We start from the raw sequence: 19,088 nt of genomic DNA, 5'->3' as shown, positions 1-19,088 counted from the left end.
AGCAGACCTGGAAGCTTTGGTGACCACGGGCAGGGATTTTACGCTGGATGTGGGAATGGGCTTCGACCTCTATTTCAAGTATTTTAAATTTTCTCCGGAAGTTCGGTTCTCGCACGGTTTGGTCAATCTTTATAGACCTGAAGAAACAGATCCTGCGTTTAGAGATGTGATTTCAGAATTAAGGAGAAAGACGATAACCTTATATTTGCACTTTCAGTAAGAAAAAAAATAGTTAAAAAACACAGACCTGCTAGGTTCTCAAAACCTTGCAGGTCTTTTTATTTTTAAGTCAAAATTATTTTCGATACCTATTTCAAAAAAAAAGAGTACCCCGGTTTGAGGTACTCTTTTTGAAAACTTTGAATTTGATAAATCTATTCCTGAGGGATCAATTTGATCATTAAGCCTGTAGCTTCAGTTACCGCATAAATGTAACCATCAGGGCTTTGGGAAACCTGTCTTACCCTTCCTATGTCCTGAAGTAAGGTTTCTTCCGTGACATAATCAGTTCCGTCCAATTCTACTCTTGCGATCTGCTGACCAGCCAAACCAGCTACAAGGATATTTCCTTTCCATGCGGGATATTTGTCTGATGTGACCAAAGTCATACCACAGGTGGCGATAGACGGCACCCAGTAAGTTACCGGATCTTCAATACCTTCTTTTTGAGTTTCTTCAGAAATGACCGAACCATCATAGTCTATACCATAGGTAACTTCAGGCCAGCCATAATTTTTGCCTTTTTTGATCAGGTTTAGCTCATCCCCTCCTTTAGGACCATGCTCTACAGACCATAACCTGTTATTTTCAGCATCATAGATCATTCCTTGAGGGTTTCTATTACCATAAGTCCAAATAGAAGCGTTTGCTCCATCTTTCCCTACAAATGGGTTGTCAGAAGGGATACTTCCATCGTCATTGATCCTGTGGATTTTCCCATGATCATTATCCAACTCCTGGGCGTTTTTAGGTCTTGAACCTTTATCTCCATTGGAGAAATACAGGTAACCGTCATTGTCGAAAACAATTCTGTTTCCGAAGTGTCTTCCGCCTTTCCATTCTGGTCCGCAGACGAAAATTTCTTCAAGGTCTGTCAATGCGTTGCCATTCAGCTTTGCCCTTGAAATCACCAAAACTTCACCGTCTCCTTGTTCCCTGGAATAGGACATATACAACCAACCGTTACTTTCGTAATCAGGGTGTAGCGTGATATCCAATAATCCAGCTTGATTGACTTCCTTTACTGTAGGCATATTGCTTACTTTCTCGCCTGTAAATTCATCGTCTTTAAAAATCAAAATTTCGCCTTTCCTTTCGGTGACGAGCATTCTGCCATCAGGTAGCCAAGTCATACCCCAAGGATTTTCGAAATCTGTGAAAAGGGTATCTACTTTTATCTTCATTTTTTCAGTAGATATGGCAAAAGGATCTGCTTCTGTTTTAGATTCGTTTACCATGCCATTGCTATTTTCTTGGCATGCGGATATGCCAAGTAGAAGAGCCCCGACCAAAATAAAAGATATATTCTTTAGGTTTTTCATATGTTTTCAGTTGGTTTTTCTACAAACTTAATCAATTTTTTGCTGAATTGTTTGGGGCTTTTTACGGGCGGTGGAATTTTGGAGTGCAAACTCTTTAAATTGCAATTGAACCTAATTTTTAACTTAAAATCTTTAAGACAATATGAATAATCAGATTTGGATCATGACTTCTGCTTTTGATCAACTTGACCTGGATCAGACTGTAGAAAAGGCCAAAAACATTGGTGTACAGGGTTTGGATCTTTGTGTATTCAGGAAGGATGGAACCAGAGATGATTTTGTGGCAACACATCTGGATTATGAAAATTTTGGGCCTCAACAGGCTCATGAAGTTCTTGAAAAATTTAACCAGGCAAGACTCAGACTTTCTATCGGAGCTTTTGATAATTTAATCGGGGGAGACGAGGATCAAAAAGTTAAAAATCAAAATCACCTCCTGAAATTGATTAGGATGGCCTACTTGATGGGAGGAGATGAAAATGATGTCAAAGTAGGAACTTTTGTTGGCTATAATCATGAGTTGGGTATTCAGGAAAATGGTTTTGAAAAAAACCTTGAGGAGTATCAGCGGGTCTTTACACCTATTATCAAGTATGCTGAAGACCTTGGGGTGACTATTCTTTACGAAAACTGCCCCATGGAAGGCTGGAGGTCATCAGGTTATACCACTACCTATAATAATTTGCCAGGAGTATTGGCCGCTAGGAAAATCATGTACGAACTGATTCCAAGTCCCAATCACGGAGAAATATATGATCCTTCCCATGACATTTGGCAGCAAACAGATCCGATTTCTGTCATTAAGCATACAGAAATGGCCAGATTGAAAAGAATACATGTCAAGTCTACAAGAAACAACCCGGATCCTTTCTGGGGAAACATGTACCCGATGCAAAAAGTAAAACCCGAATGGGCAGAAAAGTCAGGCATTCCTTACAGCACCAATGAATGGGATAGGCACCATTATGAAGCTACACTTCCGGGTTTTGGTTTGGGAGATAGTATGGACTGGAGAAAATTTGTAGACACTTTAAAGGGGAGAGGATTTATTGGGCCATTTGAAATAGAAAACGAAGCGAAACTTTCAAAACAGACGGGAAATTTGGGAGCAATTGTTCAAGGATGTAAGGCCGCAGTTCAAAATCTTGCGCCTTTACTTTTTCCCCTTACCGATGACGGTTTTGTTTATCCTGAGACCGATATTTTGCCATTGAAAGAACCTTCAGCAAAAGATGTTAAAGTGATTACTATGGACAAACTTACCTAAATTATGAAAAGAAGAACTTTTATAAAGTCCACCATGGCACTATCAGCTGCCGCCGCCACACCAGCCTGGGCCATGTCTAACCCTGGGCTATTGGAAAGGAAATACCAAATTTCCCTGAACCCAGGGATGATCGGAGTAAAAGCAAACCTGGCTCAAACGCTGGATTATGCGATCAAGTATGGCTATGAGGCAATCAGTCCTTTCACAAATGAAGTTATGGAAAGCTATTCTTCTGAGCAATTGATAGCGCATGATGAAAAAATGAAGAAGCATGGGATTTCCTATTGCTCCGCAAATATTCCAGTAGAGTTCAGAAGGGATAAGGATACTTTTCAAGAAGGCTTTAAGCACTTGAAAAAGTTTTGCCAGACCATGGAGAAACAAGGGGCTACCCGTATCAATACTTGGATCATTTCTTCACATTCCGAGCTTACCTATATGCAAAATATGAAGGAGCATGGGGAAAGACTTGGTGAATGCGCTAAAGTAATGAAGGATCATGGCATCAAATTAGGATTGGAATACTTGGGAATGCGTACTATGCTCAACCAGAATAGATATCCTTTTATATCGAGCATGCAAGAATGTAGGGATCTCATTACTGCTACTGGACAGGATAATGTGGGTTTTGTGCTGGATTCATTCCACTGGTACTGCGCCAATGAAAGTTTAGCGGATTTGCGCAGTGTAAATCCCGATGAGATCGTAGTAGTGGATGTCAACGATGCCAGGAAAGGGTTAACTAGGGAGACACAAGTAGATGGGAAACGTGAACTGCCTTTGGCAACAGGGGTGATTCCTCTCAAGGATTTTATGCAAGGGCTGGTTGACATCGGCTACAATGGCACTATAAGGACAGAACCCTTCAACCAGGAGCTTAATCAAATGGATGATGAAAAGGCACTGAAACTTAATGTTGAAACATTACAAAAAGTTATCAGCCTAACTGCATAATGCTAGTCGTTAACGATCATGTATTCAGGGATAGGATCTAAGATTTTGTCTTTAAGGTCCTTCATATAAAAAACATGGGTTTTTCCTTCTTTGTCATCTAGTTCAATTCTTTCAAGCCTAACAGGTGTATCTCTAGGTCCATTGGGGTTGAAAAGAAGGTGATGAGATCCAAATCGTCTCCTGCATACGGACCTCCTGTTGGTGATTTTTTTACCATCAAGAGTTTCAAAAAACATCCTAAATGAAGGATCGTTATCCTGAGGCCTGTCATTAAGGGGACTTATTGCCCCTGAGGTTTCGATCAGGATAACATCTTGATTGTTGCTGAAATACCCCTCTTCTTGGGAAATTATGATTATAGACTCAATTTTTACAGGTCCAGTGTACATGGGAACATCCTTGACCAATTCAAAACTGTAATCCATTAATTCTTTGTCAAAATTCCTAGGTAAAATATTGAATTGACGGTCATTTGGTCCACGGAGATAATAAGAGTTCATTTGATATTTCCCATATGGATGGTGGGGAGGTACATATTGAGGAAAGTGGAAGCCTATAAAGTAGTCCCCTGTCCTGAAGCTTCCTGAGGATGAGGCCCTGACCTGTACACCATCTTTGTGAATAAAGTCCGTTGTAGTGCTGATGCCTCCCTGAGCTTTGGTTGCTGTTTTGGAAACAGTGTAAAAGAAAGTGTAGTGTAACCCGTTAGGAGCTGCAGGAACCCTTTCCGGAAAAAAGGGTGATATGTAAACGGGTTCAGGTGGAGCATCGTCCAAGGCTGGCCAAGTTTCCATTGTAATTCCTGTAGGGAACCCTTTTTCCTCTAAATGCCTTGCTTGATACTCTCTTACATTACCGAGTTTGTCTGACATCCTCATTCTGCTAACCCTGTATTCTCTGGCGTAATTTCCCGTTTGCATATTCCATCCCAGCTGAGCGGTGTAGGTGCCTTCAAATGCATCACCCTCCCTAAGGTGGAAGAATAGGGATTTTCCTGGACCAGAGAAATCCGGAGCTTGCATGTCAATTCTGATTTCATCGACTCCGGATTCGAGGTCTTGGGCCTGGAGTGTTACCAAAACATGGTCTTGCCCCTGATCACGATCAAAATGTGAAGGGGAAAATTCAAGAGAAAGTAGTTTAGGAGGGCTTAAGTCAGGGTTGGGTATACTGGCATCTACTCCTCCAGAAACGGTGATGTTCATGTCCCGGGCAAGTCCCCGAAAAGTCCTTTGCCCCTCAATATCCCAATCATGATGGGTGTACAAAACTATATTTTCTACAAAAGGCATTCCCGGACCCTGTGGCTCATAGGTGACCCAGCCTCCCAAAGAAGGGTAATAAACCTCCAATAAGTAGTGGGGAATCAAACGGTTTTGATCAGGCCTTGCGATAAAAGTTCTGACAGTTCTAGCAGGAATTCCTAAATGTCTTAAAATAGCAGCGGGCAAGTGAGTGAAACCAATACAGTTTACAGTTTGGTTGTCCAAGGATTCAAGGGCTGAAGGAACCTCATTCGGATTCCCCCACATGAGGTGGCCTCTATTCCATCTTAACACTTCAAAGACAACTTCTTTTGCTGTAGGTTGACTGAGTTTGGATGTGATTTCTCTGGCAAGCTGATGAATTCTAGGGTCCTTGCTTTCTATTTTTGGACTGGGAGAAAGGTAGCGTTTGTCCAGTGAAGCGGGTATATCTTTCATAGGAAAGGCATCTTCAGGTGTAGGCATTCTGTCAGCCAGAGTATTTACAATTTCTACCCTGTTATCTTCCATTCTTCTGATTTCGGTAGCGTAATTCAGGCTTTGGTAAGATTGCATTTCCGGAAATCCGCTCAAAGGACTCACAATCACATATATTTTGGATATACCGTCAATGTTGGTTTTTTCCAACATATCCTCCATTTCCACTTGGGTGTCTTGGGCAAAAATATTTCCAACAAAAAAAGCAAAAAAACAAAGAGTCAACTTACTAAAAATGCCAAGTCTATTTAGATTCATTTGATCCCATTTTGATGAAACAAAATCTAATTTAAAAATTCTAAATTTAAATAATCCAGCAGATGTGTAAAAACAACACCTGAGTGAGAATCTGTCGCTTATAAGTGGTTGATCTTGGTTTGGCCCGTTAAAAATTTATTAATCCTAAATTCAAACTCTTGTGAGTTTGATTGGATAAGAGCCGGATGCATTCCACTGGCAGACATAGATGTTTTCATCTTGGTCAATGCATACATCATGACAATGTTTGAAAATAGGTTCTTTTTGAATCATCAGCTGCAGTTCCCCATCCAAGTATTTTGGTTCAGTGCCGCCTGGATTGGATACTACTTTGTCATTTTCATCCAGTATGGTAACAAAGCCTGAATTGTCCATCTGTTCCAGGTATTTGGTCCGAGACCAACAAACCCCGGCATAAAGATTTTGGCCATGAATCACTGGCCTGCAGACAAATGCACCTGGTAAAAATATAGTTTCAAGGTACTCACCTTCCAAAGTAAACCTTTTAAAGGAATTGTGGCCGCGGGAAGTACAGAGTAATGTTGGCGTACCACCTTTACGTTGGTCAATCGAGATGCCATGCACTGTTTTAAACTGTTCATCACCATGACCATCACCACCGAATTTCCGGATGAAATTCCCACTTGAATCATACTGTAATACAAATTGAGATCCGTAGCCATCTGTAATATAAAGGTCTCCATTTGGAGCAACGCAGGTTTCAGTAGGTGTCCATGGCATTTTTTCTGTGTAAATACCCTTTGTAATAGGAGAAGGTATTTCAGTTATTATTTTCCCTTTCAGGTCTGTTTTGATCACCCTTCCTCCGTTATCGGTAATCCATAAAAATTCTTCCCCACCTTCATTGACTAAACTTAAACCGTGGGCTGCCGGTAAATTCAGTGTCCAGGTATCCAGTAATTTGCCTGACTGATTGTATATAATGATGTTGTTTTTGGGTTCATCAGTGACCATAAATAACCTACCCTTTTTATCCATTACCATTTCATGGCAATTTTGAACGGGCGTTTTATTTGGATCTAGGTTTCCCCATGAGGGATCGACTTTATATTTGAAATCCCCATGTCCTATAAGGGTGTCTTTGGAATTTGAAAAGGATAGATTGGGCTTTAAGGTCATGGCTAGTCCGGTTATTGCGCTTAGTTTGAGGAAACTTCTTCGGTGAAAAGGCATAATTATATAATGAATGCTCCAGAGCAATTTAAGAATAAAATAATTCTTACTTCGTGAGGGCAGATTGATATTTAAAAAACCTATCAGGTTTTTTATCAGCATTCAAAATGAAGTCCTTTGACTCTGCTTTTAAACCCAAGAGGTTTTTTCGGGAATTTGAATTGATGAAGTGAGCTTAGTGTTGGTTATTTGATTTTTTTAGGCTTTAATTCTTCAAAGAAAATGTCATCATTGGGTACATTGAAGTCCATTCCTGTTACCTCCTGTTTGTTGTTGATCATAAACTGTAGTGTTCCAAAATCAAACCAGGCATGTTTTTCATCCCATTTAATTTCAAAGGTGTCGTAATGCCAGTGTTCCAAAGTGGCAGACAGGCGAGGAGCATCTTCAAAATATAGCCTCAATTTATTGTTTTCGATTTTCACTTCTATTATGCCATAAATATCTGATTGGTATTTCCCAGCGTAGGCATTCCTTTCTACTGTCCCCTTAGTGTTTTTGACTTGGGTTTCTTGAATTTCAGTGATTCTATTGTCGTTTTTATCAGCTTTTTTTCGACGGGCCAACATGTCATCCGACCAATCCTTATTTCCAGTTTTCAAAAACCGGTCAAGTGCATAATAGGTAGCTGCCATAATCGGACTTTGATGTCCATTGGTCAGGACTACCACGCCTAACTTTTCTTCAGGGATCATACTCACGGCGGTAATCATCCCGTCATACCCACCTGTGTGCCCCACCATCATCTTTCCATGGTAATCGCCCAAGGTCCAGCCTAACCCATACCCGTTGAAATGCCTGCCCAAATCATTTGGTTGTGTGTGGTCTACTGGATGCACATTATGCATAGACCAAACCATATTCCTGGTTTCTTTTGTCAGCAAAGTATCCTGCCCCAATATTCCATGATTCATGTTGAAAATCATCCACTTTGAAATATCTTCTACTGAAGAGATTAATCCGCCCGTAGCTGCAATTGTCTCCCAGTCTTCAAAAGCAATTGGGAAATTCTTTTCACCTTCTCTTCCATGCGGAGTAGCTACATTTGTGGTATTGATCAAGTCCTTTGCAGAAGTAAGGGTGCGGTCCATTCCCAAGGGTTCCAGGATGCGTTCTTTTACATTGTCAGCCCAGCTCTTTCCACTCACTTTTTGGATGATTTCGCCTGCTGTAATATACATGAGGTTTGAATATCCATACCCAGCCCTAAAGTCATACGCTTGTGGGAGTTTCCCAGCCCTCCTGATAAAGTCTTCGGCAGTTCCTTCGTTTTTATACCATATTACATCTCCACTGAATGTGCCTAATCCAACCCTATGGCTGAGGATATCCCTGATGGTGACCTGACTGCTGATCCAGGGATCATCAAAGAGTGAAAAATAGGGAAGGTGATCCTTTACCCTGTCATTCCAGTCTAATTTACCTTCCTGCACCAGCATGCCAATGATAGCGGAAGTGAAAGCCTTGCTGTTGGAGGCAATGGCATATAAAGTGTTTTCATCTGGCTTATTGGATTTGCCTACTTCTTTGGTTCCATAGTTACCGGTAAAGACGAGCTCACCGTCTTTGACTATTCCTATACTGGCACTTGGGACATCCCAGTCTTTAACCATTTTTTCAAAATACCTGTCGACTTTATTAAAGTCGGGTAAGCTTTGTGCGTCAATGGACTTGACAAAGAATACAAGAAAGACAGAAAAGAGTAGCAGTTTTTTCATAAGTGAGTTTAGCATTTATTTCTCCAATTTATCAAAAGCCATCCTTATCATAAAACAGTCTGATGAATTTTTAAAAATCCTGGATATCTCATAAAGTTTCAAATTAAAAAAAACTTGTTCAAAGAGCTTGAGTCGAGGTTTTTACTGCTTTGGTAATGCTGTTTATGCGTGAGGAGTTATCTTTTTTCAAATTAATTTTTCAATTCCGCAATCCAAACAGTCAAGGGTGCTCGTAGTTAAGTCCATATTAGAACCAACTATTAAAATTTATGAAAAATTTAATGAACTTAAACAAAATTGCGACGGCACTATTAGTAGCCGCCTCGGCATTTACTTTTTCATCCTGTAATGATGATGAAATGGAACCTATGCCAAGCATGCCGGGAATGGAATCCTTCGAATATGCATTTAATGAAGGTCAATTATTAAACAGCCCAGAAACCGCATATGATGGTGATGGAGGTGGAGACCACCCAAGAAACCTTTCTGCAAAGCTCGATATAGAAGAGATGGAAAATGGAATGGCCAGGGTTACAGTGACTTTGGAAAATGGGGTCAATGGTTTAGAATATGCTGTTCACGCACATGATGCAGCAGACCCATCTACTACACCAAACGGAACACCTTACAATGAAACTCCAAATGGAGATGTCTTTGCTGGAATGATATCAGTTTCCGGAGGTTCAGGAAGTAGAAGTGTAGAAACAAATGTAAGCTATGACTTCCTTATCAATGATTATGAAGGCTTCTTTGTGGTTCATGATCCTACGCAGGCTATAAGTACCACAGATTTGACTACCTACTTGATCTTAGGTATTTTCGGACAGGACCTAGCTGAAGGAACTCCTACTTTGAGGACTGCTGAATTCGATTACACCTTCAATGAAGGACAGGTATTGGATAATCCTGATATTGCTTACCAAGGTGAACATCCAAGGGATTTGACAGCAAGAATAACTGTTGAAGAAAAAATCGATGGTACATCCAGTGTGACAATAACCTTAAACAATACCTTGGATGGCGAAACTTATCCAGTTCACGCTCATGATGCTGCAGATCCTGCAACAACGCCTAATGGTACTCCATACAATGAAACACCAAATGGTGATATATTTGCAGGAGGTATAGCAGGCAATGGAGGTACAGTTTCTGCGAGCAATGACCTTGAGATTTCTTTCAATGAGCTGACCAGGAATTATGAAGGGTTCTTTGTAGTGCATGATCCAACTCAGGAATTGAGTACGACTGATCTAACCACTTATTTGATTTTAGGTCTTTTCGCAAGATAAAATTTGTGTGGTAATTAAAAGATTATCTTTAATAGAGATAATCATTCCAAAGCCTGATTGAAGTCAATCTTCAGTCAGGCTTTTTTGTTTTTAAAAAAAAGAGGCCAGCAAATCAGCTGGCCTCTTTTTGTGGAATTAATAGTTGGTTTAGTATTATGGTCATTCACTAGACAAGTACTATGCCATTTATGGTTTTACTTTTAATAATCATACAAGTAAATGACCACTCCAATTCCAGGTTGTATCCAAGTAAGTGCTGATCGTGTTGGTTCATAGGCAAAAGTTCCGCCACCTTGAGGTTCAGGTTCAAAAATGGTCCCGTTTTTAAGTAAAAATTCAGTCCTTCGAGACTCCTGGTAAATGCATTTTATTTCAAAATACCCGTGTTCTTGCTTTTTGAATGGGATTTTTATACCAGCACCTAAACGCACTGCTCTTATCCAATTTGAAAAGTCTCTCTCTTCTTCAATGGGGTCTTCAAATCTACTTTCTCTTATTTTGTAGCGGGTAAAAAGGTAATTGGCACCGCCTTGAACTTCAACAAAAGGTTTTACTTTCCATAAAACTTCAGGTAGGTATCGGAAAACGGCCATTAGAGTAAAGAGATTATTGTTTCTCCTAAGCCGCAATTCATCAGAAAACCCTCTGTAGAGGTCTGTCCTTTTTTCCAGTTTGGTACCATAAATTCCGTACCCAAAATTAATTCCGAGGTCTATGGGTAAGTTCCAGAACTCATATAGTACTAGGGTATTGAATTCCGGGAAAATGGTGCCGCCTGCTTCTTGGTGCAATTCAGCTATAGGAATACCAACATTAGACTGAAACCCTAAACCCCAATTCTGAGAAAATAAAGGGTTGTAAATAAAGAAGATCAGTACTAGAAAATTAGCTTTTTTAAGGCTCATATCTGTTGATATTTGCTTTAAAGATACTTGGAAAATGTAAATTATATAAAAAGTTCTTGAGTAAGAAGAAGTGCAATTTTGCCAGTCACCAAATTTTGATTAAAGTTAAATAGCGCTCTAGAACCAATATATAATAACTATAATGTGTAAAGCAGTTGAATGAATGGTTGCTGGTACCATTCCATTGATGCATTTTTTAATTATCTTCAGGCATGGACAAAAGAACCTTTCTTAAAAACTCCAGTCTAGTGATCGGTGCTGCCATTACGGGCACTTGGAATTCATGTTCACCAAAAAAATCAGATACTCAAATGCAGGAAGTCATTAAAAACTGGGCTGGAAACCTGGAATTCAGTACCAATCAAATACACTTCCCTGATTCTTTGGAAAAGGCTCAGCGGCTCGTTCAAAAGTTGCCGAAATTACGGGTATTAGGTTCTAAGCATTCCTTCAATACAATTGCTGACTCCACAGTAAATCTGGTTTCTACTGAAAAACTCAACCGGGTTATCCAACTTGATAAAGATAATGCTCAAGTAACTGTCGAAGCGGGGGTCAAGTATGGAGAACTTTGTGAGATGCTCCATGAAAACGGATTTGCTCTACACAATCTGGCCTCTTTGCCGCATATTTCCGTGGCAGGTTCTATTGCCACAGCCACCCATGGATCTGGATTGGAGAATGGGAACCTTGCCAGCAGTGTATCAGGATTGGAGTTTATTAACGGAAAAGGAGAGTTGATTGAATTAAAGAAAGGTGAAGCGGATTTTGACGGGGCAGTAGTAGCCTTAGGTGCTTTAGGTATGGTTACAAAAGTTACGCTTGACCTTGTGCCTACTTTTGAGGTGGCACAAGTGGTTTACAGGCAGATGCCAGTTCAGGCACTCGAAGAGAATTTCTTGAAGATTATGTCGGAGGGTTATAGTGTAAGTTTGTTTACAGATTGGACTACAGATACCATCAACGAAGTATGGGTCAAGAAAAAAGTTGAACCAGGAAAAGACACTCATTTTGAGGAGGAATTCTTCGGGGCAAAACAGGCTGAGTCTAATATACATCCCGTGGAAGGTATGGATGCACAAAGCTGTACAGAGCAAATGGGAGTGCCAGGGCCGTGGTTTGATAGACTCCCCCATTTTAAAATGCAATTTCAACCCAGCGCAGGAGAAGAGTTACAATCTGAATATTTTGTTTCTATTGAGTATGCCTTTGATGCATTCAAAGCTGTAGAAGAATTGGCAAGTCGCATCAGTCCACACTTGTTTGTTTCAGAAATCAGAACTGCCAAGGCAGATGATCTATGGCTAAGTACCTGCTATGGAAGGGATTCATTGATTATCCACACCACCTGGAAGCAGGAAATTCCAGAAGTCATGGAGCTTTTGCCGGAATTGGAGGCCAAATTGGCTCCTTTTGCGCCAAGACCACATTGGGGCAAGCTCTTTACCTTGGACCCTGAGTTTGTTCAACAGCAATACGAAAGGATGACAGATTTTAGAAAGCTAATGCATACTCATGATCCTGAAGGTAAATTCAGGAATGCATTTATTGATAAAAATTTGGGGCCATTAACTTAACAGGGTCCCCTCGTAAAATACTTTTGGAATAGTGGTGGAAATTGAAAGAAACTTCCAAAGTAAAACTTTGAAAAAGATCATACTTTACAGTTAACGATCAACTATTGCCCATCACATGTAAATGGTGTCACGTCCTGATTTTACTTGATATTTTTTTCAAAGCCCTAACTTTATTTGTAAACGCTACCATTATATCGCCGAAGGCTTATATCTATTATATTTCGCGAAGCATATATCATTGTAACATTCAGAAAATCGTCAACCGTATTTCATATCTCCTTTTATTTTTCAAATATCACCTGATCTGGATTCACCCTAAACCTTTCCCCATAAATGCCTTCAGGAAGTCCTTTTCCGCAGGCAATAATCATCGATATTTCAGCAGATGCAGGCAAATCCAATAGTTTTTTAACCCTTTTAGAATCAAAGCCCTCCAATGGGCAGGTGTCATAGCCTCTAGACTTCATGGCATACATAAATGTCATGGCGGCCAAGGCCACACTTTTATGTACCGAAATTCGGACATCAGTCTCTGACACCTCTCTCACCATAGGTCTTTTAAGTCCTACAAACCAAGCGACCAACTGCTTGATTGGTGACCAAAGTGGATATTTGGCGTAAAGCTTGGGGATTAATTTCCCATAGTAAGACAAAACCTGTTTTTGCTTTTTAGGATCCGTTCCATTATAGTTTTTCTTTACCTGCTCATAATTGGATTTTGTGGTTTGTTTCCAGTTATCCCTTCTGGCAACCACCACGACCAATTCCCTGGCTGTCTTTGCTGCTTTTTGCTTCATGCAGATTTCCGCTAAGGGGTCCTTGAGTGGGGAGGATTCCGGTACCCTATAGAATTCCCATAATTGTAGATTGGAGCTGTTTGGGGCCAAGGTGGCCAACTCCAGGCAATCCCTAACCACTGAATGTTCAAAATCACCTTCTTGGTCGAATACCCTTACAGACCTTCTGGCCTCAACTATATTGAAAAATCCTGCTTCCTGTATTAAATTCTTCATTTGGTCAATTTTATTAACTTAATGTTTAAGCTTTTTTTAGTTTTGTTAAGAAACCAATTTAAAATTATACTAATTTACCAGCAACTATTTATTCTGACCCTATGGTTTTGCAACTAATTAAATTAGAACTTCTCAAAAGCATGCGATCGACCTCCTTTGCAAAATCTGCATTGGTAGCGATTTTTTTAGGCTTTTTGGCAATTGTTCTTCTGGCTTATGTACTCTTGTTGGGTATAGTGCTGAAAGATGTGCTGGAGAAAGTACTCGAAAGTCAAAATGCATACGAGACACTCAGCGCAGGCTTGATCTACTTCTTTCTTTTCGAATTTATGTACAGGTACTTTACCCAGCAATTGCCCGTCATGGAGTTGGAGCGGTTCCTGCATTTACCGATTAAAAAAAGCAAGATCATCCGCTTTTTATTGGGGCGTTCTTTTATTTCACCCTTGACCGTCATCGCACCTTTGCTTTTCGGTCCTTTTGCCTACCGCGAAGTTTTACCACGTTTTGGTGACATAGCCGCAATTTCATGGATCGCCGCTATAGTGCTGACGAGCTGGTCGCTGCATTGGCTGATGCTTTGGTTCAAACAAAAGTTTGAAGATAGTCTGACAGGAATTGGAATCGTGTTTTTGGTACTTTTGCTAGGTGTTGGTTCTACTTATTTAGGTTGGTATAACCTGGGGGAAATTATCAAGCCGGTTTTTGACTGGTCCTTGACTTCTCCTATTCCTGTCTTATTGTTATTGGGTGTTTGCTTTGCTTTGTATCAAATGGCCTTTACCTATTACAGACAGAATGCCTATTTGGAGGATTTGTCTCAGGAGGAAAATATCCGCTTTGCCAATCAGGATCTTGGATTTTTGTCAAGGTTTGGTTTGGCAGGGGAGTTTGCCAACTTAGAATGGAAGCTTATCATCCGACACAAAAAACCTAGAACTTATCTCATGCTTGCCGGATTTTTCCTTTTGTATGGTTTGGTGTTTTATAATAACCCACAATATGCTTCAGAAGAGGGATTCAGTCATTTGTTTGTATTTGTGGGCTCCTTCATTACTGGAATTTTCATGTTGCAGTATGGGCAACTCTTCCTAAGTTGGAACTCTGCTAATTTTGATTTTTTTCTTCAAAAAAGAGAAGGTGTAGAAGCTTTGATCAAGGGGAAGTATTTGTTGTTTATTGTGGTTTCCATCATTTGTTTGCTGGCATCTATTCCCTATGTATATTTTGGATGGGACATACTGCTGATTCATTTGGCTACTTTCCTTTTCAACATGGGCGTGGTCATGCATTTGGTGGTATCACTTTCCCTCTGGAAACCAAAACCTATGGACCTTAATAAAGGGGCCATGTTCAACTATGAAGGAGTCGGTATCGCTCAGTTCCTGATGATTATCCCTATGATGATTGCTCCCTATGCGGTGTACCTTCCTTTTTGGTGGTTCTTTCAAAATCAATACGTAGGATTGGCAGCTTTGGCAATTGTTGGAATGGCCGGTATTATAGCATTCAAACCGCTATCACGATTACCTGTGCAACGCGTACTCAAAAATAGATATGAAATTTCATCCTCATTCAGACAAGAAATATGATTAATATAGAAGGACTTAAGAAGCAATATAAAGAAACGGTGGTACTGGATGTGCCAAGCCTGTTCATTCCTAAAGCAGAATGCTTTGGACTTGTAGGAAACAACGGTGCCGGTAAAACCACGCTATTCAGAATCATCCTTGACCTGGTCCGCGCTACGGCGGGCAGTGTCATGATAGATGAGGAAGATGTCAGTCAATCTGAAAATTGGAAATGGAAAGTCGGAGCATATCTCGACGAGCACATGTTACTTTCTTACTTGACGCCAGATGAATATTTTGAAGCCTTGAGAAAAATGTACAGGATGTCTGACGCTGACATGACCTTACACCTGGAAAGGTTTCACGAGCTTTTCAATGATGAAATTTTAGGGAAAAAGAAGTATATAAGAGACCTTTCCAAGGGAAACCTGAAAAAAGTGGGCATTGCTGCGGCCCTGATGGGTAATCCGGAAGTTGTGTTATTGGATGAGCCTTTCGAAAACCTAGACCCTAGTTCTCAAAACAGGTTGAAGAAATTGATTATTCAGGAAAAAGAAAATTCCCAGATCACTTTTCTGATTTCAAGTCATGACCTGAATCATGTAACCGACATTTGCGAGAGAATAGTCCTTTTGGAAAAAGGTCAGGTTATTAAGGATATCAAAGAAAAGGAATTGATGGTAGCAGAGTTGAATGCTTATTTTGGAACCTAAAACAGGTTTTTGAAAAAAGTTTTTACAAAAAATGTGTAATTGTATCGATTAAAAAGAGATTTACCGGAATGGTAAATCTCTTTTTGATTGTAGACCACTGAAATGTTCTGAGCTGTACTGAAGGGTTGCTTTCTGGCAAATGACAATAATTTTTTCATCGGCATTCCAAGCTTGGGTATAGATGCACCGTTGATGGCCACAGCTATTTCCTCATCGTTACTCAAGATGTCGATCTGGAAATTCTCTCCCTCTATATGCAGGTCAGAAATCAGCGCTACTTGTTTCATTATTTTTCTGTTGTGGAGATTTTTAATTTCCCGCTGATTCTCCAATTGGTGACATCATTGGAACCTACTTCTCTTGGGACCCCAAGGACAAAATCTTCAAACTCATAGGAGATCACTGCTCCTTTTCCTGTTAGTTTTTCGTAAAGACCAATAGCCAAATCCGGCCAAGACTGAATGTTTCCTTTTGATTCTGACATAGTTAATTTTTTTATGGTTTAGTATGTACTTAACAGATTCACTTTGATATTGTTTTTTGTATTTTAAAAGATGGGATACGAAATATTGCATTTTTATGATTGTCTTGGATTAGGATGATTGAAGTCTTATTTTTCAATATTGAATTGAGACATCCGTGAAAAAAGAAAGAAGAGCATTTATTAAAAAAATCGGTTTGGCTTCTCTGGCGTCTGCCTTGGGGGCTGAAATTGTATTCGGCAACAACATGCCTAAGGGATATGTACCAGTTTTGTTGGAAGAGCAGGAGAGCCTAAAGTCTTTGGGTAAAGATCCTGCGCTGAAAGTGTTGAATGACAAGCCTTGGAATGTGGAAACACCAATCCACTTACTGGATGATAAGATTACTCCTGCAGAAAAAATGTTTATCAGGAATAATGGGCTTTTACCTGAAAAAATAGATGTTTCCAACTGGACACTGACCATTAAAGGAGAATCGGTAGAGAAGGAGAAAAGCTATACCTTATTAGAATTGAAAAGTAAATTCAAATCATACACCTATCAATTGACCTTGGAATGTGGAGGAAATGGAAGGAGTGAATTCTACCCGCCAGCCGAAGGCAACCAATGGGGGCAAGGTGCTGTTTCTTGTGCAACCTGGACAGGTATTCGACTCAAAGATCTGTTAGAAGACGTGGGGATCAAAAACGATGCAGTGTATGTAGGATACCATGGTTCAGACACCCACCTGAGCGGTGATCCCTCAAAAGAATCTATTTCGAGAGGTATTCCAATTTCCAAAGCAAGGCAGGATGAAACATTGCTTGCCTTCCAGATGAATGGCAAAGATATTCCTTTGGCTCACGGTCATCCCTTGAGGTTGGTTGCAGGAGGCTACCCTGCTTCTGTTTCAGGCAAATGGTTGAAAGCCATTTCTATCAGGAACAAAGTTCATGATGGTTCCAAAATGGAATCCCCCTCCTACAGGGTTCCCATTGAGCCTGTAGAGCCTGGAGAAAGGACTTCAGATGATAATATGCAGATCATCGAGTCCATGCCAGTAAAGTCTCTGATCACTTTTCCTAAATCCGGTGCAGAGTTTTCTTTGGGAAAGAACCTTGCCATCAAAGGACATGCCTGGGCAGGGGAAAAGGAAGTTACTAAAGTAGCTTATTCCATAGATTTCGGTACAACCTGGCAGAACTGTCAATTGGATGCTCCTGTGAATAGGTTTGCCTGGCAGCATTTCAAGGCCAATATCAAGTTCCCGAAAAAAGGATACTATGAAGTTTGGGCCATGGCTACAGATGATCAGGGGAGGAGTCAGCCAATGATAGTTCCAGGGTGGAATCCGAAGGGCTACCTCAATAACGCTTGCCATCGAATAGCTGTAAAAGTAATATAGGATGGAAGGAGCAGATATCAGGAAATTGATGACAGCCATTTCAGCCTTAGGGCTGATGATGGTTTTTCTAGTGATTTCAGCCATTGGGTTAATCCTTATGGTACAGTATCAACCTGAAATCTTAGCGGGATGGTTTGCTAACTCCAAGGAAGAAGTTGTAGCTCAAGAAGATGTTCCTGTCGATGTAGAATGGACCTCAGAAAAACTGGAGGAAGTGGGTTTGGTGGAGGGAGAAGGGTTACAGTTGGTCTTGGCCAATTGTACCAATTGTCATTCAGCCAAGTTGGTGACTCAAAACAGGTTTACCCGTGAAGGCTGGATTCAGGTAATCCGTTGGATGCAGGAAACCCAGGGATTTTGGGATTTAGGTCCTAATGAAGATCCTATTGTGGATTACCTTTCTACCCATTTCGCTCCTGAGGCCAAGGGAAGAAGGAAGCCACTGGAAGTGGAGTGGTATAGTTTGGAGTAGTGGGGAATTCAGGCTGAACTTGTCCCGAATCGGGAGAAAGAAAAGAAAATTTTTAGCCCGCTGATTTCGCAGATTAGCGCAGAACTTGTCCGTAATCGGGAGGATTTTGTTTTTATCGAAAGTGGGAAGCAAAGGATATAATAATTGATGCGCTAATAAGCAGACATCGTTAAGAACCAAAAAAGACTTTACCTTGTCATGTCGAACGCAGTGAGACATCTTATCCCCTTTGTATTGGGTGACAAACTGGTGTTTGCTTCTGACAGACCGGGAGGAATGGGAGGTTATGACCTCCATTATGCCAAGAAAACAGCAGATGGCTGGTCCAATCCCATCAACTTTGGACATCCCATCAATTCAGAGTTTGACGAATACCGACCTGTCGTATCAAGTGCTTATTGGTTTTTGAATAACCTAATGATATTCTCATCCAACCGACCGGGAGGTAAGGGTGGCTTTGATTTGTATTATGTTGGTGTTCCGAAATAACGGATGAACTGACGAATTGAGGAAAAAATAACTATTGAAAGTTAGATTGTGTAAAGGTGTAATTGATTAACCGCGTAACTGTTTAATTGATTAACTGACATGGATAATTACCCCTTCTCCAATTAACTTAAGATAGGTAGGTCTCAAATTTTATCCTTTCTTCACCTAAATTAAACCCTTGAACAACCTCGAACCCAATTCTAAAATCTAAAATCTAAAATCTACAATTTTCATCCTTCCTCTGTCACGTCCTGATTTTTCTTGACACCTGCTGATTGTTTTTATATCGTCCGTGCCGACGGCACTTTTGAAACTAACTTTTGTTCTTTAAACCCGGCAATAAATTGCCGGGCTATTATATCTGTCATGCCGATGGTATTTACTCTTCTCGTCTATCGCATCTCGCCTCGATCCCTGAGCTAAGTCGAACCCTTTCGTCCTTCCTCCCTCATCCTTCATACTTTTGTCACGTCCTGATTTTTCTTGACACTTTTTATATGGTTTTTCTTTTATTTCAAC

18 protein-coding genes and 1 pseudogene are annotated in these 19,088 nt (G+C 40.4%); 10 read left to right on the top strand and 9 right to left on the bottom strand.

Annotation, left to right across the window (positions count from 1 at the left end; all coding sequences use genetic code 11):
* A pseudogene (locus EA341_RS01590) lies at positions 1–220 on the top strand (PorT family protein); the annotation flags it as partial.
* Between the two features lie 154 nt (positions 221–374).
* On the opposite strand, the gene EA341_RS01585 reads toward EA341_RS01590, so the two are convergent.
* Complete coding sequence (locus EA341_RS01585; protein ID WP_293010928.1) at positions 375–1,541, bottom strand: PQQ-dependent sugar dehydrogenase; 1,167 nt, start codon at positions 1,539–1,541, stop codon at positions 375–377.
* Positions 1,542–1,683: 142 nt separating this feature from the next.
* Here EA341_RS01585 and EA341_RS01580 point away from each other — a divergent pair, with 142 nt between their 5' ends.
* Positions 1,684–2,808 carry a sugar phosphate isomerase/epimerase gene (locus EA341_RS01580; RefSeq protein WP_293010927.1) on the top strand — a complete coding sequence of 375 codons (1,125 nt, stop codon included), beginning with the start codon at positions 1,684–1,686 and terminating at the stop codon, positions 2,806–2,808.
* A 3-nt stretch (positions 2,809–2,811) separates the two neighbouring features.
* Positions 2,812–3,762, top strand: coding sequence for a sugar phosphate isomerase/epimerase (locus tag EA341_RS01575; protein WP_293010926.1), 951 nt, complete (start codon positions 2,812–2,814; stop codon positions 3,760–3,762).
* 2 nt (positions 3,763–3,764) lie between these two features.
* Here the strand turns inward: EA341_RS01575 and EA341_RS01570 are convergent, their stop codons facing one another.
* From EA341_RS01570 to EA341_RS01560, 3 genes are all read right to left on the bottom strand, one after another.
* Entirely contained in the window at positions 3,765–5,762 is a 1,998-nt protein-coding gene (locus EA341_RS01570; RefSeq protein WP_293010925.1) for a transglutaminase-like domain-containing protein, read from the bottom strand.
* A gap of 150 nt (positions 5,763–5,912) precedes the next feature.
* Complete coding sequence (locus EA341_RS01565; RefSeq protein WP_293010924.1) at positions 5,913–6,956, bottom strand: 6-bladed beta-propeller; 1,044 nt, start codon at positions 6,954–6,956, stop codon at positions 5,913–5,915.
* Positions 6,957–7,141: 185 nt separating this feature from the next.
* Positions 7,142–8,674, bottom strand: coding sequence for a serine hydrolase (locus EA341_RS01560; protein WP_293010923.1), 1,533 nt, complete (start codon positions 8,672–8,674; stop codon positions 7,142–7,144).
* A 281-nt stretch (positions 8,675–8,955) separates the two neighbouring features.
* Here EA341_RS01560 and EA341_RS01555 point away from each other — a divergent pair, with 281 nt between their 5' ends.
* Positions 8,956–9,963, top strand: coding sequence for a hypothetical protein (locus EA341_RS01555; protein WP_293010922.1), 1,008 nt, complete (start codon positions 8,956–8,958; stop codon positions 9,961–9,963).
* 200 nt (positions 9,964–10,163) lie between these two features.
* Here the strand turns inward: EA341_RS01555 and EA341_RS01550 are convergent, their stop codons facing one another.
* Positions 10,164–10,868 (bottom strand): hypothetical protein, encoded by a 705-nt coding sequence (locus tag EA341_RS01550; RefSeq protein WP_293010921.1) that lies wholly within the window; start codon positions 10,866–10,868, stop codon positions 10,164–10,166.
* Positions 10,869–11,080: 212 nt separating this feature from the next.
* On the opposite strand from EA341_RS01550, the gene EA341_RS01545 reads away from it, so the two are divergent.
* Positions 11,081–12,445, top strand: coding sequence for an FAD-binding protein (locus EA341_RS01545; protein WP_293010920.1), 1,365 nt, complete (start codon positions 11,081–11,083; stop codon positions 12,443–12,445).
* A 281-nt stretch (positions 12,446–12,726) separates the two neighbouring features.
* Here the strand turns inward: EA341_RS01545 and EA341_RS01540 are convergent, their stop codons facing one another.
* On the bottom strand, positions 12,727–13,458 hold the full coding sequence (locus EA341_RS01540) for a nitroreductase family protein (RefSeq protein WP_293010919.1): 732 nt from the start codon (positions 13,456–13,458) through the stop codon (positions 12,727–12,729).
* A 101-nt stretch (positions 13,459–13,559) separates the two neighbouring features.
* Here EA341_RS01540 and EA341_RS01535 point away from each other — a divergent pair, with 101 nt between their 5' ends.
* A complete protein-coding gene (locus EA341_RS01535) occupies positions 13,560–15,050 on the top strand; it encodes a DUF5687 family protein (protein WP_293010918.1) in 1,491 nt (496 codons plus the stop codon).
* The gene (locus EA341_RS01530) at positions 15,047–15,742 is read left to right on the top strand and encodes an ABC transporter ATP-binding protein (RefSeq protein ID WP_293010917.1); all 696 of its coding nucleotides are present in this window, start codon (positions 15,047–15,049) and stop codon (positions 15,740–15,742) included. The genes EA341_RS01535 and EA341_RS01530 overlap by 4 nt, the downstream gene beginning before the upstream one ends.
* Here the strand turns inward: EA341_RS01530 and EA341_RS01525 are convergent.
* Positions 15,739–16,029, bottom strand: a complete 291-nt coding sequence (locus EA341_RS01525) for a hypothetical protein (RefSeq protein WP_293010916.1) — start codon at positions 16,027–16,029, stop codon at positions 15,739–15,741. The genes EA341_RS01530 and EA341_RS01525 overlap by 4 nt on opposite strands.
* Positions 16,029–16,226 carry a hypothetical protein gene (locus EA341_RS01520; RefSeq protein ID WP_293010915.1) on the bottom strand — a complete coding sequence of 66 codons (198 nt, stop codon included), beginning with the start codon at positions 16,224–16,226 and terminating at the stop codon, positions 16,029–16,031. The genes EA341_RS01525 and EA341_RS01520 overlap by 1 nt, the downstream gene beginning before the upstream one ends.
* 155 nt (positions 16,227–16,381) lie before the next feature.
* Here EA341_RS01520 and EA341_RS01515 point away from each other — a divergent pair, with 155 nt between their 5' ends.
* From EA341_RS01515 to EA341_RS01505, 3 genes are all read left to right on the top strand, one after another.
* On the top strand, positions 16,382–17,608 hold the full coding sequence (locus EA341_RS01515; RefSeq protein ID WP_293010914.1) for a sulfite oxidase: 1,227 nt from the start codon (positions 16,382–16,384) through the stop codon (positions 17,606–17,608).
* 1 nt (position 17,609) lies between these two features.
* The gene (locus tag EA341_RS01510) at positions 17,610–18,080 is read left to right on the top strand and encodes a cytochrome C (protein ID WP_293010913.1); all 471 of its coding nucleotides are present in this window, start codon (positions 17,610–17,612) and stop codon (positions 18,078–18,080) included.
* 198 nt (positions 18,081–18,278) lie between these two features.
* On the top strand, positions 18,279–18,569 hold the full coding sequence (locus EA341_RS01505; RefSeq protein ID WP_293010912.1) for a hypothetical protein: 291 nt from the start codon (positions 18,279–18,281) through the stop codon (positions 18,567–18,569).
* Positions 18,570–18,896: 327 nt separating this feature from the next.
* On the opposite strand, the gene EA341_RS01500 is transcribed toward EA341_RS01505, so the two are convergent.
* A partial coding sequence (locus EA341_RS01500; protein WP_293010911.1) for a hypothetical protein occupies positions 18,897–19,088 on the bottom strand: 192 nt, incomplete at its 5' end.

Source organism: Mongoliibacter sp., assembly GCF_007692705.1.
In the GTDB taxonomy this organism is placed as follows: domain Bacteria; phylum Bacteroidota; class Bacteroidia; order Cytophagales; family Cyclobacteriaceae; genus Mongoliibacter.
This window is presented reverse-complemented; position numbering and strand designations above follow the sequence as displayed.